The 24,320-nt window shown below is 65.8% G+C and carries 29 protein-coding genes and 1 riboswitch; of the genes, 10 read left to right on the top strand and 19 right to left on the bottom strand.

Translation table 11 applies throughout. The annotated features are described in order from the left end of the window. Position 1: 1 nt before the first annotated feature. The 7 genes from ACFTOW_RS03190 to ACFTOW_RS03220 all read right to left on the bottom strand — a co-directional run bounded on the left by ACFTOW_RS03190 (position 2) and on the right by ACFTOW_RS03220 (position 4,758). The gene (locus ACFTOW_RS03190; protein ID WP_379912991.1) at positions 2 to 184 is read right to left on the bottom strand and encodes a DNA gyrase inhibitor YacG; all 183 of its coding nucleotides are present in this window, start codon (positions 182 to 184) and stop codon (positions 2 to 4) included. Further along, entirely contained in the window at positions 181 to 1,203 is a 1,023-nt protein-coding gene (locus ACFTOW_RS03195) for a ribonuclease E/G (RefSeq protein WP_379912993.1), read from the bottom strand. The genes ACFTOW_RS03190 and ACFTOW_RS03195 overlap by 4 nt, the downstream gene beginning before the upstream one ends. Continuing rightward, entirely contained in the window at positions 1,200 to 1,775 is a 576-nt protein-coding gene (locus ACFTOW_RS03200) for a Maf family protein (RefSeq protein ID WP_379912995.1), read from the bottom strand. The genes ACFTOW_RS03195 and ACFTOW_RS03200 overlap by 4 nt, the downstream gene beginning before the upstream one ends. 1 nt (position 1,776) lies before the next feature. Continuing rightward, complete coding sequence (gene infA, locus ACFTOW_RS03205) at positions 1,777 to 1,995, bottom strand: translation initiation factor IF-1 (RefSeq protein WP_011455993.1); 219 nt, start codon at positions 1,993 to 1,995, stop codon at positions 1,777 to 1,779. Positions 1,996 to 2,082: 87 nt separating this feature from the next. Further along, positions 2,083 to 2,964 carry a carbon-nitrogen hydrolase family protein gene (locus ACFTOW_RS03210; RefSeq protein ID WP_379913258.1) on the bottom strand — a complete coding sequence of 294 codons (882 nt, stop codon included), beginning with the start codon at positions 2,962 to 2,964 and terminating at the stop codon, positions 2,083 to 2,085. A gap of 115 nt (positions 2,965 to 3,079) precedes the next feature. Continuing rightward, the gene (locus tag ACFTOW_RS03215; RefSeq protein WP_379912998.1) at positions 3,080 to 3,847 is read right to left on the bottom strand and encodes a LamB/YcsF family protein; all 768 of its coding nucleotides are present in this window, start codon (positions 3,845 to 3,847) and stop codon (positions 3,080 to 3,082) included. Then, positions 3,844 to 4,758, bottom strand: coding sequence for a hypothetical protein (locus tag ACFTOW_RS03220; RefSeq protein ID WP_379913000.1), 915 nt, complete (start codon positions 4,756 to 4,758; stop codon positions 3,844 to 3,846). The genes ACFTOW_RS03215 and ACFTOW_RS03220 overlap by 4 nt, the downstream gene beginning before the upstream one ends. Positions 4,759 to 4,991: 233 nt before the next feature. Here ACFTOW_RS03220 and ACFTOW_RS03225 point away from each other — a divergent pair, with 233 nt between their 5' ends. From ACFTOW_RS03225 to ACFTOW_RS03260, 8 genes are all read left to right on the top strand, one after another. Then, positions 4,992 to 5,681, top strand: coding sequence for a winged helix-turn-helix domain-containing protein (locus ACFTOW_RS03225; RefSeq protein WP_379913002.1), 690 nt, complete (start codon positions 4,992 to 4,994; stop codon positions 5,679 to 5,681). Between the two features lie 232 nt (positions 5,682 to 5,913). Continuing rightward, positions 5,914 to 7,254, top strand: coding sequence for a 3-phosphoshikimate 1-carboxyvinyltransferase (gene aroA / locus ACFTOW_RS03230; protein ID WP_379913260.1), 1,341 nt, complete (start codon positions 5,914 to 5,916; stop codon positions 7,252 to 7,254). Between the two features lie 53 nt (positions 7,255 to 7,307). Next, entirely contained in the window at positions 7,308 to 7,928 is a 621-nt protein-coding gene (locus ACFTOW_RS03235; protein WP_379913004.1) for a (d)CMP kinase, read from the top strand. Beyond that, positions 7,925 to 8,923 carry an aldo/keto reductase gene (locus ACFTOW_RS03240; protein WP_379913006.1) on the top strand — a complete coding sequence of 333 codons (999 nt, stop codon included), beginning with the start codon at positions 7,925 to 7,927 and terminating at the stop codon, positions 8,921 to 8,923. The genes ACFTOW_RS03235 and ACFTOW_RS03240 overlap by 4 nt, the downstream gene beginning before the upstream one ends. 256 nt (positions 8,924 to 9,179) lie before the next feature. Continuing rightward, positions 9,180 to 10,859, top strand: a complete 1,680-nt coding sequence (gene rpsA, locus ACFTOW_RS03245; protein WP_379913008.1) for a 30S ribosomal protein S1 — start codon at positions 9,180 to 9,182, stop codon at positions 10,857 to 10,859. Positions 10,860 to 11,138: 279 nt separating this feature from the next. After that, a complete protein-coding gene (ihfB, locus tag ACFTOW_RS03250) occupies positions 11,139 to 11,420 on the top strand; it encodes an integration host factor subunit beta (protein WP_379913262.1) in 282 nt (93 codons plus the stop codon). 4 nt (positions 11,421 to 11,424) lie between these two features. Beyond that, positions 11,425 to 11,784 (top strand): lipopolysaccharide assembly protein LapA domain-containing protein, encoded by a 360-nt coding sequence (locus tag ACFTOW_RS03255; RefSeq protein ID WP_379913010.1) that lies wholly within the window; start codon positions 11,425 to 11,427, stop codon positions 11,782 to 11,784. Positions 11,785 to 11,791: 7 nt separating this feature from the next. Next, a complete protein-coding gene (locus ACFTOW_RS03260; protein WP_379913012.1) occupies positions 11,792 to 12,469 on the top strand; it encodes a phosphoribosylanthranilate isomerase in 678 nt (225 codons plus the stop codon). A gap of 59 nt (positions 12,470 to 12,528) precedes the next feature. On the opposite strand, the gene ACFTOW_RS03265 is transcribed toward ACFTOW_RS03260, so the two are convergent. Then, complete coding sequence (locus ACFTOW_RS03265; RefSeq protein ID WP_379913014.1) at positions 12,529 to 13,341, bottom strand: DUF4394 domain-containing protein; 813 nt, start codon at positions 13,339 to 13,341, stop codon at positions 12,529 to 12,531. Between the two features lie 213 nt (positions 13,342 to 13,554). On the opposite strand from ACFTOW_RS03265, the gene trpB reads away from it, so the two are divergent. Then, complete coding sequence (gene trpB, locus ACFTOW_RS03270) at positions 13,555 to 14,808, top strand: tryptophan synthase subunit beta (RefSeq protein ID WP_379913016.1); 1,254 nt, start codon at positions 13,555 to 13,557, stop codon at positions 14,806 to 14,808. A 27-nt stretch (positions 14,809 to 14,835) separates the two neighbouring features. On the opposite strand, the gene ACFTOW_RS03275 is transcribed toward trpB, so the two are convergent. The 4 genes from ACFTOW_RS03275 to pth all read right to left on the bottom strand — a co-directional run bounded on the left by ACFTOW_RS03275 (position 14,836) and on the right by pth (position 18,146). Next, a complete protein-coding gene (locus ACFTOW_RS03275; RefSeq protein WP_379913018.1) occupies positions 14,836 to 15,210 on the bottom strand; it encodes a DUF2237 family protein in 375 nt (124 codons plus the stop codon). Then, positions 15,207 to 16,376, bottom strand: coding sequence for a serine hydrolase domain-containing protein (locus ACFTOW_RS03280; RefSeq protein WP_379913020.1), 1,170 nt, complete (start codon positions 16,374 to 16,376; stop codon positions 15,207 to 15,209). Before ACFTOW_RS03280 ends, ACFTOW_RS03275 begins: the two co-directional genes overlap by 4 nt. Before the next feature lie 70 nt (positions 16,377 to 16,446). Further along, on the bottom strand, positions 16,447 to 17,481 hold the full coding sequence (locus ACFTOW_RS03285; RefSeq protein ID WP_379913022.1) for a DUF2332 domain-containing protein: 1,035 nt from the start codon (positions 17,479 to 17,481) through the stop codon (positions 16,447 to 16,449). Next, on the bottom strand, positions 17,478 to 18,146 hold the full coding sequence (pth, locus tag ACFTOW_RS03290; RefSeq protein WP_379913024.1) for an aminoacyl-tRNA hydrolase: 669 nt from the start codon (positions 18,144 to 18,146) through the stop codon (positions 17,478 to 17,480). The genes ACFTOW_RS03285 and pth overlap by 4 nt, the downstream gene beginning before the upstream one ends. Before the next feature lie 85 nt (positions 18,147 to 18,231). Here pth and hmuQ point away from each other — a divergent pair, with 85 nt between their 5' ends. Beyond that, positions 18,232 to 18,555: an antibiotic biosynthesis monooxygenase family protein gene (gene hmuQ, locus ACFTOW_RS03295; RefSeq protein WP_379913026.1), complete on the top strand. Its 324-nt coding sequence runs from the start codon at positions 18,232 to 18,234 to the stop codon at positions 18,553 to 18,555. Positions 18,556 to 18,627: 72 nt separating this feature from the next. Here the strand turns inward: hmuQ and ACFTOW_RS03300 are convergent, their stop codons facing one another. From ACFTOW_RS03300 to lnt, 7 genes are all read right to left on the bottom strand, one after another. After that, positions 18,628 to 19,266 carry a 50S ribosomal protein L25/general stress protein Ctc gene (locus ACFTOW_RS03300; RefSeq protein WP_379913028.1) on the bottom strand — a complete coding sequence of 213 codons (639 nt, stop codon included), beginning with the start codon at positions 19,264 to 19,266 and terminating at the stop codon, positions 18,628 to 18,630. A 106-nt stretch (positions 19,267 to 19,372) separates the two neighbouring features. Continuing rightward, positions 19,373 to 19,957 carry a GNAT family N-acetyltransferase gene (locus ACFTOW_RS03305; RefSeq protein ID WP_379913030.1) on the bottom strand — a complete coding sequence of 195 codons (585 nt, stop codon included), beginning with the start codon at positions 19,955 to 19,957 and terminating at the stop codon, positions 19,373 to 19,375. Beyond that, the gene (locus ACFTOW_RS03310) at positions 19,954 to 20,358 is read right to left on the bottom strand and encodes a ketosteroid isomerase-related protein (RefSeq protein ID WP_379913032.1); all 405 of its coding nucleotides are present in this window, start codon (positions 20,356 to 20,358) and stop codon (positions 19,954 to 19,956) included. The genes ACFTOW_RS03305 and ACFTOW_RS03310 overlap by 4 nt, the downstream gene beginning before the upstream one ends. Positions 20,359 to 20,524: 166 nt before the next feature. Further along, complete coding sequence (gene trmB / locus ACFTOW_RS03315) at positions 20,525 to 21,238, bottom strand: tRNA (guanosine(46)-N7)-methyltransferase TrmB (protein ID WP_379913034.1); 714 nt, start codon at positions 21,236 to 21,238, stop codon at positions 20,525 to 20,527. A gap of 50 nt (positions 21,239 to 21,288) precedes the next feature. Then, entirely contained in the window at positions 21,289 to 21,456 is a 168-nt protein-coding gene (locus tag ACFTOW_RS03320) for a hypothetical protein (protein WP_379913036.1), read from the bottom strand. Between the two features lie 81 nt (positions 21,457 to 21,537). Next, complete coding sequence (metK, locus tag ACFTOW_RS03325) at positions 21,538 to 22,716, bottom strand: methionine adenosyltransferase (protein ID WP_379913038.1); 1,179 nt, start codon at positions 22,714 to 22,716, stop codon at positions 21,538 to 21,540. A gap of 5 nt (positions 22,717 to 22,721) precedes the next feature. Beyond that, positions 22,722 to 22,769: riboswitch (SAM-SAH riboswitch) on the bottom strand. Between the two features lie 33 nt (positions 22,770 to 22,802). After that, positions 22,803 to 24,320 carry an apolipoprotein N-acyltransferase gene (gene lnt, locus ACFTOW_RS03330; RefSeq protein WP_379913040.1) on the bottom strand — a complete coding sequence of 506 codons (1,518 nt, stop codon included), beginning with the start codon at positions 24,318 to 24,320 and terminating at the stop codon, positions 22,803 to 22,805.

The raw sequence follows: 24,320 nt of genomic DNA on the forward strand, positions 1-24,320 counted from the left end.
CTCAGTGCGGCTTGTCCTCGTCCCGCATGATATCGTCCAGGGCCTGTTCGATGTCGTCGGGATCGTCGGACGGGATGGCGTAGGACCCGGTCAGCCATTTGGCCAGATCGATATCGGCGCAGCGTCCTGAACAGAACGGGCGATATTTCGGCTCGGCCGGTCGGGCGCAGATCGGGCAACTCATGTCAAAAGCTCGGCCAGCGGGCGGCGCTCGCGTTTGCGCTGCAGTTCAAAATGTCCCAGCGGGGTCCAGCCGGCCAGCACGGTTTCGATCGCATCGGCGCGAAAGGCCGCGCGGAGGGCGTTTTCGAACGCGGTGCGGTCCTTTTTCGTCATCGGGGCCAGGTCCAGCGTGATCTGCCCGCCGAGGCCGCGCACCCGCAACTGCCGGGGCAGATCGCGCGCCGCGGCGATATTGGCCTTGAGGGCGGCGGCAGGCGTCGTGTCGGTGCCGGTGTTGACATCGACCGCCACCAGAGCGCGTGTCGGCTCGATATAGACCGAGCCACCGCCGGGCAGCGCCACCTTCGGGCGGCGCGCAGCCTCGATCAGGTCCAGCACGCCATGGGTCTCAAAACCGCCCGGCTCGGTCACCACCTGTGCCGGATCGGTCCAGTCGCGCCAGGCCAGTGCGTGGGGGCCATCGCCCTCGGTCAGTTGTTCGGGGCCGCCTGCCTGATCGGCCATGACAGCGCGGGCCAGATCAGCCATCTCGGCGATGTCGGCGGCAATCTCATCCGCGTCCGCGCCCTCGCAAGACGAGCGCATGATCAGCCCCGTGGCCGGGTCGTCGATGACCGCGTGCGCGATGGCCAGCAGGTGATCGCGCAGATCCTCATCGCGGATCTTGCGGCTGATGTTCAGACCGGGCGCGTCGGGGGTGATGATGGCGTAGCGGCTTTTGAACAGGATCTTCTGCGTCACCGGCATGGCCTTGCCCGGCTCGGCATGGCCCGTGACCTGCACCAGCAGGCTTTGCCCCGGGGCCACGCCACGCACCTGACGCAGAAACGCCTGGCCATCGGGGGTCGAGACGAACAGCCCACCCTGCCCCTTCATCGGGCGATCGGCCACCGCGCGATAGATCGCACCGACGCGCGGGGTATCGGCATCGATCAGCAGATCCTCAAGCCGGCCATCGACCAATAGGGCCGCGGCCTCGCGCCCGTTCAGGTGATCGAGGATGATCTGCCGACCCTTCATGCGCGCCCCCAGAGCGGATAGCCCGCTGCCTGCAGCAGCCCCGCGGTTTCCGCCAGTGGCAGGCCCACGACGCCGGTAAAGCTGCCGTTGATCCACGGGATCAGTGCACCTGCTGGCCCCTGAATGCCATAGCCGCCCGCCTTGCCCTGCCAGTCGCCGGTTGCAAGGTAGCCGCGCAGCTCGACCTCGGACAGGCGTTTCATCTGAACCGTTGTGACCACGTCACGCTCCCATATCTTGTCGCCCAGCCGCAGCGCCACCGCCGTGATCACCCGGTGCCGCCGCCCCGACAGCGCACGCAGGAACGCCTCGGCCTCGGCCACGTCGGCGGGTTTGCCCAGAATGCGCCGCCCCATCGCCACGGTGGTATCGGCGCACAGCACCAGATCATCCGGTGCGGCCTGCACGGCGGCGGCCTTGTCCCGCGCCATGCGCGCACAATAAGGGCGCGGCAGTTCGGCTTTCATCGGTGTCTCGTCGATATCGGGCGGGCGGACATCGTCCGCCACAACGCCGATCTGCGCCAGCAACTCCTTGCGGCGCGGGCTGCCTGACCCGAGGATCAGGCGCACGTTACTTGAATCGATAGTTGATCCGACCCTTGGTCAGATCATAGGGCGTCATTTCCACCTGAACCTTGTCACCGGCCAGAACACGGATGCGGTTCTTTCGCATCTTTCCTGCCGTATGCGCGATGATTTCATGGCCATTTTCCAGCTCGACCCTGAATGTCGCGTTCGGCAGGAGTTCCTTTACGACACCGGGAAATTCGAGCATTTCTTCCTTGGCCATGGTCTCTCCTTCATTGCGCGACCCGCCTCATGGACGGGACAAGCGCGTAAATGAGCGCATTCGTGGTTTTTTTCAAGGGCAAAACGCCTAAGGCAGGGCGATGGTCTCGATATGCGGCAGGCGCGCGGCCTGCTCGGTCCAGTGGGCCATGTTCAGCACGTGACCATCTGCGCGCACATGGGCGATGGCAGCGCGGTCGATCGTGGCATAGGTCCAGCCGGGCTGATCCATCGCACCCTCGGCCAGCACGCCGGTCGGGGGAAATCCGGCATCGGGCGGGCCGAAGATGCCGCCCATACCGGTGTTCTCCTCAACCGCGTAGATGCGCGGCTGATCGCCCACCAGCGAGGCCATGACCGTCACGCATTGACACTCCAGCGCGCGGGCCATCGCCCCGATGCGCACTCGCCAGTAGCCTTCCAAAGCCTCGGTGCAACTGGGCACCAGCAGAATGTCGGCCCCCGCCTCGGCCAGCGTACGCGCCAGCAGCGGGAATTCGCAGTCATAGCAGATCAGGATGGCGATTCGCCCCAGTGCGGTGTCGAACACCCGCAGCGGCCCGCCGCCGACAACACCCCAGTCATCGCGCTCGAAGCGCGTCATGATCTGCTTGTCCTGATGACCCACCGCCCCCGATGGCGCGAACAGATGCGCGCGGTTCACGACGCGCCCCTCCGCCTCGACCGGGGCCGATCCGCCAAGGATATGCACGCCGAACTCGGCCGCCAGCCCGGCATGCAGCGCGTTCATCTCGCCCACCCGCTCCGACACCGCCCGGATCGAGCCGCGCACGTCGCCTGCGACGTTGTCCCCACCCAGCGAGGCGAGTTCCATCGCGCCATACTCGGGAAACACCAGCAGATCGGCCCCCGCGCCTGCCGCCTCGGCCACCCAGGCGCGCTGCTTGGCCTCGAACGCGGCCCAGTCCTTGAACCAGTCCAGCGGATAGGCGGCGGTGGCGATCTTCACATCCTGTTTCATCTGCATGCCGGGCCCTGTTCTTCCTCTCTCTTCAAATATCCTGGGGGGTCTGGGGGGCAACGCCCCCCAGCCGGTCGGACAGGCACCGCCTGTCCGAAATCCCTCATCCCACGGCGAACCGCTCCACCACAACCCCCGCTCCCTCCAACCCGGACCGCACCGCGCGGGCGATCTGCACCGCCTCGGCCGTGTCGCCATGCAGGCAGATCGTGTCGATCCGCGCCGGGATGCGCGCGCCGCTGGCCGCGATGATCGCGCCTTCCTGCACCATCTCAACCACCCGCGCGGCGGCCTGTGCCGGATCATGGATCACGGCACCGGGCTGGCGACGGTCCACCAGCGTGGCATCGTCGTTGTAGGAGCGGTCGGCAAAGATCTCGCCGACCCAGCGGCACCCCAACGCCTCGGCGGCGCGTTGCTGCGCGGTGGCGGCAATCACCATGATGGTCAGATCCGGCACCACCGACAGCGCCGCCTGATAGCACGCTTTCGCCAATGCCTCATCCTCGGCGCACATGTTGGCCAGCGCGCCGTGCAGCTTCAGGTGCCGCACCGTCGCCCCGACCGGGGCCGCCATGCCAAGCGCCGCGCCCAGTTGATAGCGCACGTCGTTGGCCAGCGTGGCCTGCGGCACCTGCATCCTGTGGCGACCAAACCCGGCCAGATCGCGAAAGCCCGGATGCGCGCCGATGCCCACGCCGTTGCTGTGCGCGAGTGTGATCGTGGCGGCCATGACATCCGGGTCGCCCGCGTGAAAGCCGCAGGCGATGTTGGCGGATGTCACCACCTCCAGCAGCGCGGCATCATCACCAAGCCGCCAAGCGCCAAAGCTTTCGCCCATGTCGGCATTCAGGTCCACGCTCAGGGTCATGTCGGTGCTCCTTTCCGCCCGTAGAAACGGGCCAGCAGGATGGGTGTCAGATACATGGGCAGTTGATAACAGCCCAGCAGGATCAGCAAGGGGTCGGTGACGGATGCGGGCAATGCCATGAGGAAAAGCGCGGCATTGCGGTTGCCCGCCACGATGGCCGGCCCCACGGGCTCGGGCAGGCTGAAGGCGCGAAACAGCGCGAAACCGGCCATCTGCAAGCCGAAGTTCACCGCCATCACGCCCGCGATCAGCCACAGCACCGGCCCCGGATCGGTGCGCAGCGCAGGCCCCAGCGCCGACATCAGCCCAACGACAATGACCGCCAGCGCCACGGCATTCAGCCCATCCAGCGTGCGCAGATCGGGGGCGCGCCACAGCCATTCACGGGTGACGAAACCGGCTGCGGCGGCGGCAAAGATCACCACCAGCAACCGTGCGCTGGCCCCCAGCGCCTGCGCGCCCGCGCCCACCTCGGGGCCCAGCCACAGGATCGGCAGCACCGTCAGTGGCAGCAGCGCCGTGCCCAGAATCAGCAGGCGCAGCGCCGGGGCCGGATCGCGGCCCAGCATGATGACGAAATTCACCGACCCGGTGACCGACGGGGCGGCCAGCATCAGCAGTGCCGCCAGCGCATAGGGATGATCCTGCCACCCCAGCGCCACCAACCCGGCCAACGCCACCAGCGGCAGGGCAAGCTGCAAAAGCAGCACCAGTCCAAGGGTCTGGCGCGCCTCGGCCAGCCGCCCCAGAGCGGCGCGCGGCCCGATACGCAGGGCGGTCAGGAACAGCAGCAGCGCCACCAGATGCGGCAACCAGGGGCGCAGCGCGGCCGCCAGCCCCGGCAGGCCCAGCCCCGCTGCCAGCCCCAGGATCAGCGCCCAGCGGCCATGCCGCGCGATCAGATGCAGCACAGAGATCACCCGCAGTGCCCTAACGCGCTGTCGTGGCGGCCCAATCCGGCCCGCTGCCACAAAAAGTTCACCGGCTTGCGCATCGACTCGTTCCCCCGTCGCAGGCCAACCTCGGACCTTGGCGCGCGATTGCCAAGCCCTGTTACAATCGCGTGTGATCGTTCGTGCGGCGTTGGCAGGGCCTGCCTGCGGTCTTATGGTCAGGCACGGAAACGGCGGCAAGGGACGGGGCGATGGCAGCGATGAAAGCACTGGGACAGCCGAGCAAGCTGGTGGTCTGGGGCGGGATCTTCGTGCTGGTGGCGCTGGTGATCGCGGGGGTGGTGATGTTTCTCAGCCTGCCCGACGCCAACACCTTCAACGACCGGGTGGCGCGGATATTCGAAGACAACGACGCGCTGGTGAACCCCAACGAAATCAATCTTCTGATGGTCCTGGGCCAGTCGGGCACGACCTTTGCCGAGGTGCTGGCGTCCTACCGGCTGATCATCTTCGTGCTGATGGTGCTGGCGTTCTGCCTGTTGCTGTCTTCGGTCTATTTCCTGTACACCAATGCGGTGCTGAACCAGCACCTGCTGGAAATCGAGCGCACCGGGCTGCATATAACCTCGCTGGTGCTGAACCGCGAGCAGAAGCTGGTGGCGATCAACAACATGGAATTCGGCCTGACCGACAACGCGCTGGAAACCCTGTCGGTGCTGTGCGAGGCGCGGCTGGATGACGAGATCATCAGCGGCGCGGATCTCGAGGCCGCGATCTCGGGCCGGTCACCGCTGGATTGCGAAGAGGCGTCGGGCGCGACGCGGATCAAACGCCTTCGCGATCATCTGGGCAACCAGCTGCTGAGCCAGCTTCTGATCCGGCACGTGGCGCGCGAGGGGTATCTGCTGACCATCAGCCCCGATGTGATCCGGCTGAAGTGATGTGATCAGGCGGAGCGCGGCACAGCCGCGCGCAGGATATCTCGCCTGCAGCCTTCGGCCTTCGGCTCGGGCCGCGTGTGGCGGCTGATGCGACTGTCTGCGAAGTGTCGCGCGTGCCGAGCCTGCGGGAGCCTCCGGCGGGAGTTTATCGGGCAAGATGAAGATGTGGGCGATGGACCTTGGGTTGAGGGCGCGCTAGAGCATCGGGACGACGCGAAAGATGAGGTATGCGATGTCTTCCCATGGTCCGGCCTGCCCGATGACGGCCCACAGATCCGACGGTTTGCGTGGGGTCGCGGATGTGCCCGGCGACAAGTCGATCAGCCACCGCGCACTGATCCTGGGCGCGCTGTCGGTGGGCGAAACCGTGGTCACAGGGCTGCTGGAGGGGCAGGACGTGCTGGACACCGCCACCGCCATGCGGGCCTTTGGCGCTGACGTGACACGCGGTGAAGATGGTGTGTGGCGGGTGCATGGCGTGGGCGTGGGCGGGTTTGCAGAGCCCGGTGGCGTGATCGATTGCGGCAATTCCGGCACCGGCGTGCGGCTGATCATGGGGGCAATGGCGACCTGTCCGATCGTGGCCACATTCACCGGCGATGCCAGCCTGAACAAGCGGCCGATGGCGCGGGTGACTGATCCGCTGGCGCTGTTCGGCGCGCGGGCGGTGGGGCGCAGCGGTGGGCGGCTGCCGATGACCATCGTTGGCGCAGTGGAGCCTGTGCCGGTGCGCTACGAGGTGCCCGTGCCTTCGGCGCAGGTGAAATCGGCGGTGCTGCTGGCCGGGCTGAATGCACCGGGCGAGACCGTGGTGATCGAGCACGAGGCAACCCGCGACCACACCGAGCGGATGCTGGCGGGGTTCGGCGCGCGGATCGTGACAGAAGAGACGCCCGAGGGCCGGGTGATCACCCTGACCGGCCAGCCCGAACTGCGCCCCGAGCGGATCGAGGTGCCGCGCGATCCAAGCTCGGCGGCGTTTCCGGTCTGCGCGGCGCTGATCGTGCCGGGATCGGACGTGCTGGTGCCCAATATCGGGCTGAACCCGACGCGCGCGGGGCTGTTCTACACGTTGCAGGAGATGGGCGCGGATCTGGTATTCGAGAACCTGCGCGAAGAGGGCGGCGAGCCAGTGGCCGACCTGCGCGCGCGGTATTCGCCCGACATGACGGGCATTGCGGTCCCGCCCGGGCGGGCGGCCAGCATGATCGACGAATACCCTGTGTTGTCGGTCGTGGCGGCTTTTGCCCAAGGACCGACGGAAATGCGCGGGGTCAAGGAATTGCGCGTCAAGGAAAGCGACCGGATCGCGGCCATGGCGGACGGGCTGCGCGCCGCCGGTGTCACGGTCGAGGACGGGCCGGATTGGTGGATCGTGCATGGCCTGGGCGGTGACGTGCCGGGCGGGGCGACGGTGGCCACCCGTCTGGACCACCGGATCGCGATGTCGTTCCTGGTCATGGGGCTGGCCAGTGCCCGGCCGATGACGGTGGATGATGGCGGGCCGATTGCCACCTCTTTCCCGGTGTTCGGGCCGCTGATGGCGGGTCTGGGCGCCCGGATCGACGGCTGAGGCTGGAAGCCGGCGGCGCGGCCCGCTAGGGTCGGGCGCAAGGAGGCATGCGCATGAGTTTCACCATTGCCATCGACGGGCCTGCTGCGGCGGGCAAGGGCACGATCAGCCGCGCGGTGGCGGCGCATTTCGGTTTCGCCCATCTGGATACCGGGTTGCTGTATCGCGCCGTCGGCGCGGAAATGCTGGCCGGGACAGAGCCGGTTGCAGCGGCGCGCGCCCTGCGGGCCGAGGATCTGGACGCAGCCGCGCTGCGCAGCCCCGAGGTCGCGCAGGCGGCATCGAAGGTGGCAGCGATTGGCGATGTGCGCGCCGCGCTGGTGGATTTCCAGCGTGCCTTTGCCGCGCGGGCGGGAGGGGCGGTGCTGGACGGGCGCGACATCGGCACGGTGATCTGCCCGGACGCAGCTGCCAAGCTGTTCGTGACGGCGAGCGCCGAGGTGCGGGCCGAACGGCGCTACAGAGAGCTGCTGGAGGCTGGCGCGGACACCAATTTTGCCGCCGTTCTGGCCGATGTGCGCGAGCGCGACGCCCGCGACATGGGGCGCGTCGATGCGCCGCTGCGTGCGGCGGCGGATGCGGTCGAACTGGACACATCGGCGATGGACATAGACGAGGCGGTGGCAGCGGCGATTGCCGTGGTCGAGACCGCGATGGAAAGGGGTACGGGATGAGTTTGCCAACACGCAAGATCGGGGATGTCGTCACATCCGCGCTGGGAATCGGCGCCATGAGTTTCGCCGAGTTCTACGGCCCGACAACCGAGGAAAACTCGTTCGCCATTCTGGATGCGGCGGCGGACCTGGGCGTGCGCCATATCGACACCTCGAATGTCTATGGCATGGGGCGTTCGGAACGCGCGATCGGCGCGTGGCTGGGCGACAATCCCGGGATGCGCGACCAGTTTCATATCGCCACCAAAGGCGGGATCACCCGCGATCCGACCGGCGCGCGGCGGTTCGACAATTCGCTGACGCATCTTGAGGCGGAACTGGACAAGAGCCTGGCGCGGATGGGCATCGACTGCGTCGATCTCTATTACATTCACCGGCGCGAGGCGGCCATTCCGATCGAAGAGGCGACCGAGGCTCTGGCGGCCCTTGTGGCCAAGGGCAAGACGCGCGCCATCGGGTTCTCCGAGATCGCGCCCGGCAGCCTGCGGCGGGCCCACGCGGTTCATCCCGTGGCCGCCGTGCAGTCGGAATACTCGCTGGCGACCCGCCTGCCCGATCTGGGGCTGGTGCAGACCTGCGCCGAACTGGGTGTCGCGCTGGTGGCGTTCTCGCCCGTCGCGCGGTCGTTGCTGACGGATCATCCACTGGACGCAGCAGCGGTGGCGGAATTGCCGTTCCTGCGCGAGAACCCGCGCTTCATGCCGCCGAATTTCGCGGCCAATCTGGCTGCGACGGACCGTTTTCGCGCGCTGGCCGCCGAGATGGGCGTGCCTGCCGCGGCGCTTGCCGTCGCCTGGGTGCTGGCGCAGGGCGATCACGTGCTGCCGATCCCCGGCACCCGGTCGGTGGCGCATTTCCGCGAGCTGGTGCAGGGCGCCGGGCTGGTTCTGAACGCCGACGACATTGCCCGGATCGAGGCGGTGCTGCCTGTGGGCTGGGCGCATGGCGACAGGTATTCCGAGGCGCAATGGATCGGCCCCGAACGCTATGGCTGACAATTTGGTGGGCCGTACCGCCTGTTCAAAACGCGTCAAAAACCGCCCCGCCCTGCCAAAGCCCTTGCCATACGCGTCAAGCAACGCTATCAGGCCCCCGTCGAGACGGGCGTAAAGCCGCAACACCAACGAGATCGGGCAGGGTCGGCAGCTACCGGCCCTTGTTTGTATTGCGCACGCCCACATGACCAACCCAAGACCGGCGGAGACAACCGCACGGCCAGATAAAACCAAACGCAAAGGAACTAGACGCCACATGGCAAACGCAACCATGGAGGAGTTCGAGGCCCTCCTGAACGAAAGCCTCGAAATGGACACGCCCGATGAGGGCACTGTCGTCAAGGGCAAGGTCATCGCGATCGAAGCGGGCCAGGCCATCATCGATGTCGGCTACAAGATGGAAGGCCGCGTCGATCTGAAAGAATTCGCAAATCCCGGTGAAGCCCCCGAAATAGAAGTCGGCGACGAGGTCGAGGTGTATCTGCGCTCGGCAGAGAACGCCCGTGGCGAAGCCGTGATCAGCCGCGAGATGGCACGCCGCGAAGAGGCATGGGACCGTCTTGAAAAGGCCTATGCCGACGAAGAGCGTGTCGAAGGTGCGATCTTTGGCCGTGTCAAGGGTGGCTTTACCGTCGATCTGGGCGGTGCCGTGGCATTCCTGCCCGGTTCTCAGGTCGATGTGCGCCCCGTGCGCGATGCCGGCCCGCTGATGGGTCTCAAGCAGCCCTTCCAGATCCTGAAAATGGACCGTCGCCGCGGCAACATCGTTGTCTCGCGCCGTGCCATCCTGGAAGAATCCCGCGCCGAGCAGCGCGCCGAGGTCATCGGCAAGCTGAGCGAAGGCGACACCGTGGACGGTGTGGTGAAGAACATCACCGAATATGGTGCCTTCGTGGATCTGGGCGGTGTCGACGGCCTGCTGCACGTCACCGACATGGCCTGGCGCCGGGTCAACCACCCGTCGGAAATCCTGTCGATCGGCGAAACGATCAAGGTGCAGGTCATCAAGGTCAACAAGGAAACCCACCGTATCAGCCTGGGCATGAAGCAGCTCGAGGATGATCCGTGGGATCTGGTCGGTGCCAAGTTCCCGCTGGATTCGGTGCACACCGGCCGCGTGACCAACATCACCGACTATGGCGCATTCGTCGAACTGGAACCGGGCGTCGAAGGTCTGGTTCATGTCAGCGAAATGAGCTGGACCAAGAAGAACGTGCATCCCGGCAAGATCGTCTCGACCAGCCAGGAAGTCGAAGTCATGGTTCTGGAAATCGACGCCGCCAAGCGTCGGGTGTCGCTGGGTCTGAAACAGACCATGCGCAACCCGTGGGAAGTGTTTGCAGAAACCCACCCCGAGGGCACCGAGGTCGAGGGCGAGGTCAAGAACATCACCGAGTTCGGCCTGTTCATCGGTCTGGAAGGCGACATCGACGGCATGGTTCACCTGTCGGACCTGAGCTGGGACCAGCGCGGCGAAGAAGCCATTCAGGAGTACAAGAAGGGCGATGTGGTTCAGGCCGTTGTCACCGAGACCGACATCGAAAAAGAGCGCATCAGCCTGTCGATCAAGGCCCTGGGCGGCGACAAGTTTGCCGAGGCCGTGGGCGGCGTGAAGCGTGGCTCGATCATCACGGTCGCCGTCACGGCGATCGAGGATGGCGGCATCGAGGTCGAGTATGAGGGCATGAAATCCTTCATCCGTCGGTCCGACCTGTCGCGCGACCGTGCCGAACAGCGCCCCGAGCGGTTCCAGATCGGCGACAAGGTCGATGTGCGCGTGACCAACGTGGACGCCAAGACCCGCAAGCTGGGCCTGTCGATCAAGGCGCGCGAAATCGCCGAGGAAAAGGAAGCCGTGCAGCAGTTCGGCCGCTCGGACTCGGGTGCCTCGCTCGGCGACATCCTTGGTGCGGCGCTGAAACGCGACGACGACTGAGACAGCTTTCCGAACTGAAACACGTGAAAAGGCCCTGCCATGTGCGGGGCCTTTTTGCATGCGGGCAGCGCCCGAATCATGCGCGCCGTCAGCGTCGGCTTAACCCCTTGGCATTGGTCGAAAATTCTGACGGTCCCGGCAAAACACCCGGAAATTCCCGCTGAAACCCGCGAGATTCAGCGCAAAGCCCCAGCAGGGCTATTTCCGTTGCACGCTTTTGTTTCTATAGTCCAAGGCAATAAGGCTGCGCGGCACACACTCGCGGGGGGGATTGTTGACATGATCAGGTCCGAACTGATTGAAAAGATCGCAGACGAAAATCCACATCTGTATCAAAGGGATGTCGAAAGGATCGTGAACACGATCTTTGAAGAGATCACCGCCGCCATGGCCCGGGGCGACCGGGTCGAACTACGCGGCTTCGGAGCATTTTCGGTCAAGAAGCGTGACGCGCGGATCGGTCGCAATCCACGCACCGGCGAATCCGTGCATGTCGAGGAAAAGCACGTGCCGTTCTTCAAGACCGGCAAGCTGCTGCGTGACCGCCTGAACGGAAAGTAACCTTATGCGCTATATCCGCTATGCCATCCTTGCCGCGATCGCGGTCGTTCTGATCGTCCTGGCGCTGGCCAACCGCGCCAGCGTGACCCTGCACAGCCTGCCCGAGGGCATGGCCGAGATCCCCGGCATGGCCGTGCTGGACCATTCCATCGATCTGCCCTTGTTCGTGGTGATCTTTGGCGGTGTCCTGATCGGCCTGCTGCTGGGCTTTGTCTGGGAATGGATCCGCGAGCACAAGCACCGCGCCGAGGCCGCGCGTCGCCAGTCCGAGGTGACCAAGCTGCAACGCGAATTGCGCCGCACCAAGGCGCAGCGCGACGAGGGCAAGGACGAGGTTCTGGCCCTGCTCGACAACACGAACTGATCGGCCGATGCCCGAGATCGCCGTCAAAATCTGCGGACTGACCCGGCCCGCCGATGTGCAGGCGGTGGCGCAGGCCGGCGCGGCCTATGCGGGTTTCGTGTTCTTTGGCAAAAGCCCGCGCAACCTGTCGGTGGCCGATGCCCGTGCGCTGGCGCTTACGGCCCCCCCGGGGCTGTGCAAGGTGGCGCTGGTGGTGGACGCCGATGATGCCACGCTGGATGCGATCCTGGCGGATGTGCCGCTGGACATGCTGCAACTTCATGGCCACGAAAGCCCCTGGCGCGTGGCCGAAGTCCGCGCGCGATACGGCCTGCCCGTGATGAAGGCGATCGGCATCGCCGACGCGCAGGATCTGGCGCAGATCGATGCCTACGGCGACGTGGCCGACCAGTTGCTGATCGATGCCAAGCCCCCAAAGGGCGCGGACCTGCCCGGCGGCAACGGGCTGTCCTTTGACTGGCGGCTGTTGCAGGGGCGCAAATACTGGCAGCGTCCCTGGATGCTGGCGGGTGGGCTGACGCCCGATACGGTGGCGCAGGCGGTTGGCCTGACCGGGGTGCGGCAGGTGGATGTGTCCTCGGGCGTCGAATCCGCCCCCGGGATCAAGGATGCGACGCTGATCGCGGATTTCGTGACCGCCGCGCAGGGCACGCCCGCCGTGCCACGCCTTGCAAACCCGAATTGACAGACTGAACAGGGGCGGCCCAATGGACCGCCCCTTTTGGTATTGCCTTTGGATGGCGATCACATCGCGGGCAGGATCGTCAGGTCGCGGATATCGCCCGACAGACCGTCAAGGCCGGTGAACTCCCAGCTTTGCGACACCATGCCGGTCCCTAGGTCGACGGTATGCAGCGCGCCGTTGGCCACCAGCCAGGCGGTGTTCATGCCATCCTCGGTGGTCTGCACATCGAACGCGACCATGCCGTCGATCTCGGCACCCAGCATGCCGATCGTGGCCAGCGTGCCATCATTGGGCGCGGTCTGCTGGATCAGCGCCGACAGGCCGGCGTCGATGTTGAACATCGCCGTGCTGTCAGGCTGGCCAAAGCTGTTGATATAGGCCGCTGCCGCCACCATCGGGTCTGCCGACGCGTTGCCGTCGTCGGTCACAAAGGCCAATCTGCCATCGACGATGACCTCTCCGGTGTCGACGTTCACGCGGTGGTTGGTGGTGCCAGTCATGAACCGCAGACGATCCGCCGCCGGGTTGAAATCGACGACGACCTGCATGTCCTCCATCAGCGGCAGCATGGTTTCCATGCTCGACAGTTCGGTCGTCTCGCCGGACTCGGCATCAATCTCGACGATACGGTGATCCGTGCTGACGCCGATCAACTGGCCGGTTGCGGGGCGATAGTCGATGCCCAAAAGGCTGTCCACGCCCGACACCTCGACCATGCCCGAGACTGTGGCAGTGTCTGTTTCGAACAGGACAAGCGTGCGGTCGCCGGTCAGCGCGACTGCAGGGGCCGCGAAGGCGGGTGCGGCAAAAGCAACCAGCGAGGCCGAGGCGGCTGCCGCCGCGGCGAATGTGAATCGGTTGGTGATCGTCATGTCAACTCTCCTGAAAATCTTGCATCCAGACCGCCCGTGCTGGCCGATCCGTCGATTCAGTCACGCCCCAGTCGCGGCAGAGTTTCACCGCTCGCGTTTTCGTGATGGCAGGATGATCCGGCCTTGAGTCCGACGGTAAGGGGGCGCGGGGTCTGCGCCCCCTTTACCGCCTTGGCTGCGGGCGCTAGATCATGATCAGCGATGGAGGATGCGATGCCCGAAGACCTGATCAACAGCTTTCTGACCGGCCCCGATGACAAGGGCCGTTTCGGCAAATTCGGCGGGCGCTTCGTGTCCGAGACACTGATGCCTCTGATCCTTTCGCTGGAGGAAGAGTATGAGCGCGCCAAGGATGATCCCACCTTCTGGGCGGAAATGGACGACCTGTGGGCGCATTACGTGGGCCGTCCCAGCCCGCTGTACTATGCCGAGCGGCTGACCCAGCATCTGGGCGGAGCAAAGATCTATCTCAAGCGCGACGAGCTGAACCACACCGGCGCGCACAAGATCAACAACGTGCTGGGCCAGATCCTGCTGGCGCGCCGCATGGGCAAGAAGCGCATCATCGCCGAAACCGGCGCGGGCCAGCATGGCGTCGCCACCGCCACGGTCTGCGCCAAGTTCGGGCTGCAATGCGTGGTCTACATGGGAAAGCACGATGTCGAACGGCAGGCCCCCAACGTGTTCCGCATGCGCCTGCTGGGGGCCGAGGTGATCCCGGTCACCTCGGGTCGCGGCACGCTGAAGGACGCGATGAACGACGCGCTGCGCGACTGGGTGACCAACGTGTCCGACACCTTCTACTGCATCGGCACGGTGGCAGGCCCGCACCCATATCCCGCCATGGTGCGGGATTTCCAGTCGATCATCGGCAAGGAAGTCCGCTGGCAACTGGCCGAACAGGAGGGCGAAGGCCGCCTGCCCGACACGCTGATCGCGGCCATCGGCGGCGGATCGAACGCGATGGGCCTGTTCTATCCCTTCCTCGACGACAAGAGCGTGAACATCATCGGGGTCGAGGCCGGCGGCAAGGGTGTCGATGACAAGATGGAGCATTGCGCCAGCCTGACCGGCGGGCGTCCCGGCGTGCTGCATGGCAACCGCACCTACCTGTTGCAGGATGACGATGGTCAGATCCTCGAAGGGTTCAGCATCTCGGCGGGTCTGGATTATCCCGGCATCGGCCCGGAACACGCCTGGCTGCACGATATCGGCCGAGCGCAGTACGTCAGCATCACGGACCGCGAGGCGCTGGAGGCGTTTCAGCTGTCCTGCGCTCTCGAAGGGATCATCCCGGCGCTGGAGCCCAGCCACGCGCTGGCCCATGTCATGAAGATTGCCCCCGATCTGCCGTCCGACCATATCATCGTGATGAACATGTGCGGGCGCGGCGACAAGGACATCTATACCGTCGCGCGCCACCTTGGGTTCGACATGTCCGACACCGTGGGCCGCGACACCGACTGAAGGCGCGGGGGGCAGCGCCCCCTGCCCTCAGACCGCATAGATTTCCAGAACCTCCAGCGGCACCACGTCCAGCGCGCGCAGGTGGGTTGCCTGCAGGTGCACCTTGGGCGCGCAGCCCTCGTCATGGGCCTGCAGGAACCGGCCCGCGCACAGGCACCATTGGTCGCCCGGTTTCAGCCCGGCAAAGTTGAACTCGGGGCGCGGCGTGGACAGGTCGTTTCCGACGTATTTCGAATAGGCCAGAAATTCGGCCGTCAGCACCGCGCAGACCGTGTGGCTGCCCTGATCCGCGGCACAGGTGTTGCAATGCCCGTCGCGGAAAAACCCGGTCAGCGGTTCGGCGGAACAGGCCTCAAGCGTGCCGCCCAGCACGTTGACGGATGCGTCTTTCTTAATGGTCATTGGCTGTCCCCCTCTGCTGTTGCCTGTGCGATGCGGCGCAGCATGGCGATGGTGCCGTCATGCACGCCCGGTTCGCGAAACGCCCGGTCTGCGGAGGTGACGACAATCACCACCCCCTGCGCGCGGTCAAGATACAGGTATTGACCGTAAACCCCGCGTCCATAAACCTCGCCCTCTTGTGCATCCCGTGGCATCCACCATTGATAGCCATACTGTTCGGCCCCTGCGGCGGTGGGGGCGCTGGCGGTGGTGCTCTCGGTCAGCCAGTCGGCGGGTACGACCTGCTGGCCCTGCCACTGCCCGTCCTGCAAAACCATCTGGCCAAAGCGCGCATAGTCGCGCGTGGTCAGGTTCAGCCCGCCCAGAACGAATGCGGTGCCAAACGAGTCGGTGACAAACTTTGGCGACGCCTCAAGCCCCAGCGGCCCGATCAGGTATTCCCCCATCAGGTCGGCCACCCGTCGTCCCGTTGCCCCGCGCAGCACCATGCCCAGAACATGTGTGTCGATCGAGACATAGCGCCAGTCCTCGCCCGCCGGGCCCGTGCGGTCCTGCTGACCGGCGGCAAACCCGTCCATCGACCCACCAAGCGCCAGAACGCGACCCATCTTGTTGATGTCGCTCCAGAAGTCCAGGTAATCCTCGTCAAAGGCGACGCCGCTGGACATCTGCAACACGTTGCGGACCGTCACCCCGTCATAGGCGCTGCCACCCAGTTCGGGCGCGTATTGCGTCACCGGGTCGTCGATGCTGTCGATGGCCCCCTGCTCCAGCAGGATGCCCGTCAGCGCCGACAGGAAGCTCTTTGCGACCGACCACGAGATGCGCAGATCGTCCGGCCCGGTGCCAAGGTGATAGGATTCGTGCACGATCTGCCCGTCGCTCAGCACCAGCAGCGAGGTTACCGCGCGGGCATCGATCCATCGCGCCGTGTCCTCGGGCAATGTCATTTCAGGGCCAGTCTGCAATTCGGCCACCGGGCAGTCGCCGCGGTCGATCTTGCTGGTCCAGAACAGCGCATCCATGTTGGAAAAGTTCTGCACGATCCGGTCTTCGGCAAACAACGAATTGACCGCCCAGAGGCGCGACAGCGTATCGCGCTGCCATAGCCCCACCACCAGAACAGCCAGCAAAAACAGCCCGACGATCCGCAGGAAAATGCGCATGTGGTTCCCCTTCCCCATTCAGCCCAAGTGCAGCACGCGCGCGGCCCCGTGGCAAGAGGCGCGCGCAGGATCAGGCCAGTTGCGGTGCCCAGCGGACCCAGCGCCCGTGAAAGCACGCGCGTCCGAGCGACAGGTGCAGATCACCGGGCCACAGGCGCAGGGTCAGCGCGGCACCGGGGCTGGCCCCGTCCGACTCCATTCCGAACCAGGCCAGCGGGGCATCATCGGTGGCTCGCGCGCCCGCCTCGGCGATCAGGGCGGCACCGCGCTTTTGCGCGGCCGCCGGAAAATACTGCCACGCCACGGTGTGATAGATCAGATGCAGGTGGCCGGGCATCGGCGTGGTCAACCGGGTCTCCAGCCAGTCAACCGCATCGGCGCGTTCTACGGGCGCAGGCGGCAGCGCCAGCGCCGCCCGGGTGCGCGCCAGGCGTTCGGGCTGATCGGGCCAGAGGTAGGCCAACAGGCGCAGCGCATCCTCGGGGTTGGCGGGATCAAGCGGTTTCAGATCGACGCCAGCTCGCGCCGACACGACGGGCATGGCCGATGCGGGGGCAGGCCCCTGCCAGTCCGGAGTCAGAACCATCGGCGCGTCATCCAGCCCATAGCTGCGCCCACCCACGCGCAACGCATAGGCGTCGAAATGCAGGTTCAACCCGGCGCTGGCCCCCAGTTCGCTGACCACGAAAGGCAGATCATGGCGCGCGGCCAGCCAACGCGCGGCGGCGATCAGAACCGCCGAGCGGCCCAGTTCATTGGTCTGCGGCGCGCTGTCGATCCAGCGGTCCAGAAACTCGGCATGGGTCAGTATCGCCCCTTTCACGGCGGCCAGCAGCTGCGCATCGGGCACAGTGTGCGGCGGATAGGCGGCGGCCAGATCGGGCGCTGCCTCAAGCAACGTTAGCGCGTGCAGCCCACCTGCCAGCCGCAGCGGCAACGAGGCACCGTTCGGCCCCAGGTCACCGGGCCACAGGTCCATCCGGGCGGCCAGCGCGCGATCCAGCGGCCAGTTGTCCGCCATCACCCGCATCAGCCGCCCCATGAAGGGCGAGCCCATCGCGGCGCAGCTTTCGCCCTGCGCCCGCAAGGCGGCCTTGAGCCTCACCTGAACTTGTCCAGCAGCTTTTGCATCGGGTTGCGAGTATCCGGCGGGGCGGGTTCGGCGGCGGGTTTTTCAGCCACTGCCGGTTTCGGCTTCTCCGGCGCGGGCCGCGCCAGCGCCACGGCGTTCAGAAACTTCGGCGCATCCCCCGCCGCGAGATCGGGCGCACCGCGCGCGATGCCGCGCATCAGATCGTCCAGCCAGTCCTGATCGGCCTTGGCGAAATCCGACAGCACATAGCCCGACACGCGGTCCTTGTGGCCCGGGTGCCCGATGCCCAGCCGCACGCGGGCATACGCCTCGCCGATATGCCCGTGGATCGAGCGCAGACCGTTATGACCCGCATGCCCGCCGCCCTGTTTCACGCGCAGCTTGCCGGGGGCAAGGTCCAGCTCGTCATGGAACACGGTCACGTCGGCTGGCGTCAGCTTGTAGAACCGCATCGCCTCGCCCACCGACTGGCCCGACAGGTTCATGAAGGTTTCGGGCTTGAGCAGCAGAACGTTTTCCGTGCCCAGCCTGCCTTCGGTCAGTTGCCCCTGAAACTTGGCGCGCCAGGGGGCAAAGCCATGATCCTCGGCCACGCGATCCACGGCCATGAAGCCGATATTGTGCCGGTTCGCGGCGTATTTCGCACCCGGATTGCCCAGGCCCACCCAAAGCTGCATCTGCGACCCCCCTGTTTTCTGCCCGCAGGTTATTGACCCCACGACCGGTTTTCAATGAACTGCGGCCAGACAAGGGAGAATTCACATGGCCTATATCGCGATGAACCGCTTTCGCGTGCTGCCCGGGCAGGAAGACACATTCGAAACCATCTGGCGCGACCGCGAAAGCCACCTGCACGAGATGCCGGGTTTCATCGAATTCCGCATGCTGAAGGGGCCGCAGCAAGGCGGGCACACCCTGTATGTCTCGCACGCCACCTGGGCCAGCGAGGATGATTTTCGCGGCTGGATGACCTCGGCGCAGTTTCGCGGCAGCCACAAGAACGCGGGCCGCAGCCGGATGGACGGCGTGATCGACGGCCCGCCGGATTTCGAAGGGTTCGAGACCGTGCTGCATCAGGCCAAATGAAAAACGGCGCAAGGGTTTCCCCCTCGCGCCGTTCCTGTCTGTCCCTCGTGGCCGTGATCTGGCCGGTCGGCTTTACGCTTCGGTGGTTTCTTCTTCTGCGTCCGCCGCGTCATCCTCGGCTGCATCGTCAGCAGCGCGCAGGCCCGACGGGGCCGAGATGTTGGCGATCACGAAATCACGGTCGATCGTGGGTTTCGCGCCCGCAGGCAGGGTCACCGACGAGATCGTGACGGTGTCGCCGATTTCCAGCCCGGTCAGATCGACGGTGATCTTCTCGGGGATGTCACCGGCGGTCACGACCAGTTCCACCTCGGGGCGCACAGCGGTCAGAACGCCGCCCTTTTTCAGGCCCGGAGCCTCCTCTTCGTTCAGGAACTCGACCGGAATGAACAGGGCGATCTTGGACGTGCGGCGCAGGCGCATCAAGTCCAGGTGCGTGGGCAGATCCTTGACCACGTCGCGCTGCACGTCGCGGCAGATCACGCGCACGTCGTCATGGCCGTCAACCTTGAGGTTGAACAGGGTCGATTTGAAACGACCGGCCTTCAGGTGCTTGACCAAGGCATTGAACGGGATGTTGATGGGCAGCGGATCGGCGTCACCACCGAAAACGATACCCGGAACCAAGTTGTTCCGCCGTGCCAGACGAGCGGCGCCCTTGCCTGTCCCCGTCCGGACCTCGGCATGAAGATCAGGAATCTCTCCAGCCATTTGAATTCTCCATAAGCTAGGGCGGGGTGCCTCCAAGGCTGTCACCCCGCGTGAAGCTGCGCCTATAGACCGGATGGGTGCATTTGGAAAGGGAAAAGCGCGGTTTTCACAGGCGGCGCATCCAGAATTGCAGCGGCTTTTTCGTCTCGTGATCGTGGTCGATATCCTTCCACGAGAATTCCGCCACCACCCCGGGCAGCTTCTCGTAGCCGCGCTTGCGCCAGAACGGATCAAGCGGCGCGTAACCCTGCGGTCTCAGCGGATGGTCATCGGGGCGCACCACGCCACAGAATGCCGATCTGTCCCGCCCCAGCGCGCGTGCATGGTCTTCGCGCAGGTCAAAGAACCGGTGCCCGATCCCCTGCCCGCGATACGCGGGCAGCAGCACCGACTCCGCGCAGTAGAAGATCGTGTTCAGGTCCAGCCCGGTGCCCGCAAAGGCGGCGGCGAAATCGTCCGCATGATCTTCCATCGGGGTGCCGGTGGCGGCCCCCACCAGCCGGGCGCCGTCAAAGGCCCCGACCACGATGGCATCCGCACTGTCGCGATAGGTCTGCAGATAGGCCCGCTCGTAGGCCACATCGCCATCGTAGAGATAGGGCCAGGCCCGGAACACCTTGATCCGCAACCGCGCCACATCCTCCAGCGCCGCATCGAGGGCAGCGCCGGTCAGAGCACGCACATCGGTCATTTCGAGACCTGGGCGATCCAGTCCGCAAGGTTGTAATAGGTGACGACACGGGTGATCTTGCCCTCGCTCAGCGAAAAGAACGACCCCGCAGGCAGGCGATAGGTCTGGCCACGGGCCTCGGCCAGGCCATCGTCGGTTTCCAGATAGGTGCCGTTGACGATGTATTCGGCCGCCGCGCGGGTGCCGTCCTCGCTGACAAGGATCACCATGTCGCTCAGGGTCTCGCTGTAGCAGCGGGTCATGTGCGCGCAAAAGGCGGCGAATCTCTCGCGGCCTTCGCGAATCTGCCCCTCGTTGACGTGATGGGCCACGTCCTCGGCCAGACAGGCCAGCATGGCATCGGTGTCGCCTGCGTTGAAGGCGTCGAAATAGCTCTGGATGGTGCTGCGGGCGTCTGTCATCGGGGCCTCAAGTTGTTTGCGGCAGGGATAGCATCGGCGCGCGCGGGGGCCAACGCGAAAGCGGCACTTGCACGCGGGTCCGCGACCGAGATTTTTCGGACGAAAAATCTCGCGCCTTTGGCGGCGCGCGGGCTTGCGAAAATCTTCGGACGAAGATTTTCGCCGCTCACGCCCGGCGGAATGTCAGGTAATGCGGTGTCCGCCCCTCGCGCAGGGCCTTTTGCTCGTAGCGGGTCGAGGTCCAGTCCTCCCAAGGCTGTCGCCAGTCCTGCGGCCTTTTGCCCAGCCACTCGAACCCGTGGCGCGGCACCTGCTCCAGCGTCTGACGCACGTAGTCGGGAATATCGGTCGCGACGCGAAACATCGCGCCCGGTTTGAGCACGCGCGCCAGCGGCTCCAGATGCTCGGGCGTCACGAACCGGCGGCGGTGGTGGCGTTTCTTGGGCCAGGGATCGGGATAGAGCAGAAAGGCCCGGTCGATACTGGTCTCGGGCAGCACGTCGAACAGATCGCGCGCGTCTCCTGGATGCACCGACACGTTCTGCGTGCCCAAGCGCCGGATCTTGCCCAGCAGCATGGCGACGCCGTTGATGTAGGGCTCGCAGCCGATGATCGCCATCTGCGGATGGGTTTTCGCCATATGGACAAGGTGTTCACCGCCGCCAAAGCCGATCTCCAGCCAGACCGGCACTCCGCCGAACCGCGCCTTCAGGTCCAGCGGGCGGCGCTCGGGGTTCACGTCCCAGCCCACGGGGCCGGGCGACAGCGCCTCGAGATCCTCGTCCAGATAGTCCTTTTGCGCCTGATTCAGCGTGGGGCCGTGAATACGGCCATAGAAGTTGCGCCACGGCGCCTTGGGATGCTTGTTCGAGGCTGTCATGGGCGGGGCCATAGCAAGCGCGCCTGCCCCGGGCAAGCGCGCATCAGGGGTCAGCCCTGTGTCTTGCGCGCCTCGGCGGCGGCTTTCATCCGGGCCAGCAGCTCGGCCTTGGTGGCTTTCGCGCCGAACGGGTTCTTGTCGCTGCCCTTGCGGTTGTGCTCGTCATGGCGCGGGGCGCCCTTGGGCTGGCTGCTGCTGCCCGATTTCTTGTAATCCATGTCCCGTCCTTTTGTTGCGGGGCCGTTTGAACAGCAAGGGGCGGCCCCGACCGGACCGCCCCCCGCCAGAATGTCACCCGATCACAGTGCGGCTTTCAACGCCTCGGCCAGATCGGTGCGTTCCCAGCTGAATCCGCCATCGGCCTCGGGCGCGCGGCCGAAATGGCCATAGGCCGCGGTGCGGGCATAGATCGGGCGGTTCAGGTCCAGATGCGTGCGGATGCCGCGCGGCGTCAGGTCGATGACCTTGGGGATTGCCGCCTCGATCAGCGATTCGTGCACATCGCCAGTGTCATGGGTGTTGACGTAGATCGACAAGGGCCGCGCCACGCCGATGGCATAGCTGAGCTGCAAGGTGCAGCGTTTCGCAAGCCCCGCCGCCACGATGTTCTTGGCAAGATAGCGCGCAACATAGGCCGCCGACCGGTCAACCTTGGTCGGGTCCTTGCCCGAGAACGCGCCGCCCCCATGCGGGGCCGCCCCGCCATAGGTATCAACGATGATCTTGCGCCCGGTCAGGCCCGCGTCGCCATCGGGCCCGCCGATGACGAACTTGCCCGTGGGATTGACGTGCCATTCGGTGGCGTCGGTGATCCATTCAACAGGCAGAACCTCGCGGATATAGGGCTCGACCACGCTGCGCACATCGGCGCTGGTCATGTCCTCATCCAGATGCTGGGTGGACAGAACGATCTGCGACACCTCGACAGGCTGGCCATCCTCGTAGCGCACGGAAAGCTGTGATTTCGCATCCGGGCCCAGCACGGGCTCCGTGCCGTTCTTGCGCACCTCGGCCAGCCGACGCAGGATCGCATGGCTGAACTGGATCGGCGCCGGCATCAGCGCATCGGTCTCATCCGTGGCATAGCCGAACATGATGCCCTGATCGCCTGCGCCTTCATCACCCTGCTGGCCGGTCACGCCTTGCGCGATATGGGCCGACTGCTCGTGCAGCAGGTTGGTGACCTCGCAGGTTTTCCAATGGAACTTTTCCTGCTCGTAGCCGATGTCGCGGATGCAATCGCGGGCGATCTCGTCGATCTTGCCCATGTACTCGGTCAGCTTGGCCTGATCGCTCAGCCCCACTTCACCGCCGATCACCACCCGGTTTGTCGTGGCGAAGGTCTCGCAGGCCACGCGGGCCTCGGGTTCCTGTGCCAGAAAGGCATCCAGCACCGCGTCCGAGATACGGTCGCACACCTTGTCGGGATGCCCCTCCGAAACGGATTCGGAGGTGAAAGTGTAGTTCTGTCTTGCCATGAAAATGCTCCAATCATGCGACCCGCCACGCCAGGAAGCCGTTGTGGCGGTGAATTTCGACTCGTTACGCCGCACGGCGGCGCAGGTCAATGTCGTATTGAACGGCCCCGGATGGCACGGGCAAGGCCGAATGCGGCCAGGATCGCGACAATCAGTGCCGCCATCGGCCAATCGCCGGTTTTCGCGTAAACCGTAGGCGGCAGCGCGGGGGGCAGCAGCGCATCGACAAACCCCGCCTGCCCCAGCGCGATCTGCGCGCGCACCTCGCCGCGCGGGCCAATCATCGCCGACACACCGGTGTTGGCCGACCGCACCATCGGCAGCCCCTGTTCCACCGCGCGCAACCGCGCCTGCGCCAGATGCTGATACGGGCCGGACACCCGCCCGAACCAGGCGTCATTGGTGATCTGAAGCAACAGCCGGGGCCGTGCTGGGGCGGCGTTCACGTCCTGGGCGAACACCGCCTCGTAGCAGATCAGCGGCAGGGCCGGCCCGATCCCGGGCAGATCCATCAGCCGCGCCCCGGGGCCAGGCGAATACCCCTGCCCCTCGTTGGCGGCCAGCCCGTGAATGCCCATACGCGCCAGCCAGTCGCCAAAGGGCATGTATTCGCCAAAGGGCACAAGATGATGCTTGTCGTAAAGCGCGCCGACCTGCCCGCCGGCATCGACGCGGATCGCGCTGTTGTAGATGCGCAAGCCATCCTCGCGCTGAATGCCCAGCACCACCGGCGCAGTCCCGGCTGCGTCGGCCACTGCGGCCAGCGCGTCCTCGGCATAGCTCAACCAGACCGGCACCGCGGTCTCGGGCCAGACGACCAGATCGGGGGGCGCGGTGCCTGTGTCGGCGGCGGTATAGTCCAGTTGACGCCGAAAGAAGAATGACGCTCTTTCGGGGTTCCATTTTTCGTTCTGGGGTGCGTTGGGCTGAACCAGCCGGATCAGCGGCGCATCGGTCGCGGGCTCGGGCGGCACCTGCACCGCGCCCCAGTACAACAGCGCGGCAAACAGCCCCGGCACGGGCAAAGCCGCCAACCAGCGCGGCCCGGCCAGATGCACAAGCGCCGCCGCGACCGACAACGCAACGAAGGTCAGGCCCAAGGCCCCCACATGAGCCGCAACCTGCACCGCGGGCGCGGCGATCAGCCCGTGCCCGATCAGCGCCCAGGGAAAGCCGGTAAAGACATAGCTACGCAGCGCCTCGGCCCCGGTCAGGGCCGCAATCCACACCAGAGTATGCCCGCCAAGCGCGCGCGCCAGCCCAAAGGCCAGCCCCCAGAACAGCGCCAGACCGCCTGCCAGGAACACCAGCGCAAAGGGGGCCATCCAGCCATGGCGCGCGACATCCACCAGAAACGGCTCGATGATCCACGACAGGGCCAGCAGGAAATACCCCGTGCCCCCCGCCCATCCGATCCAGCCCGCCCGTCGCCGGCCCGGGGCCATGCCAAACAGCGCAAATAGCCCCGCCAGCCCGATCAGCGCCAGCGGCCACAGGTTCAGAGGGGCCTGCCCCGTCGCCGCAACGGCACCGGACGCCGCGGCCAGCGCCATCAAGCGGCGGGTCGATTGTCCCTGCCCCCAGCGCTGTGCGGCTGTGATCAT

The organism is Lacimonas salitolerans, from assembly GCF_042677865.1.
Classification (GTDB): Bacteria; Pseudomonadota; Alphaproteobacteria; order Rhodobacterales; family Rhodobacteraceae; genus Lutimaribacter; species Lutimaribacter salitolerans.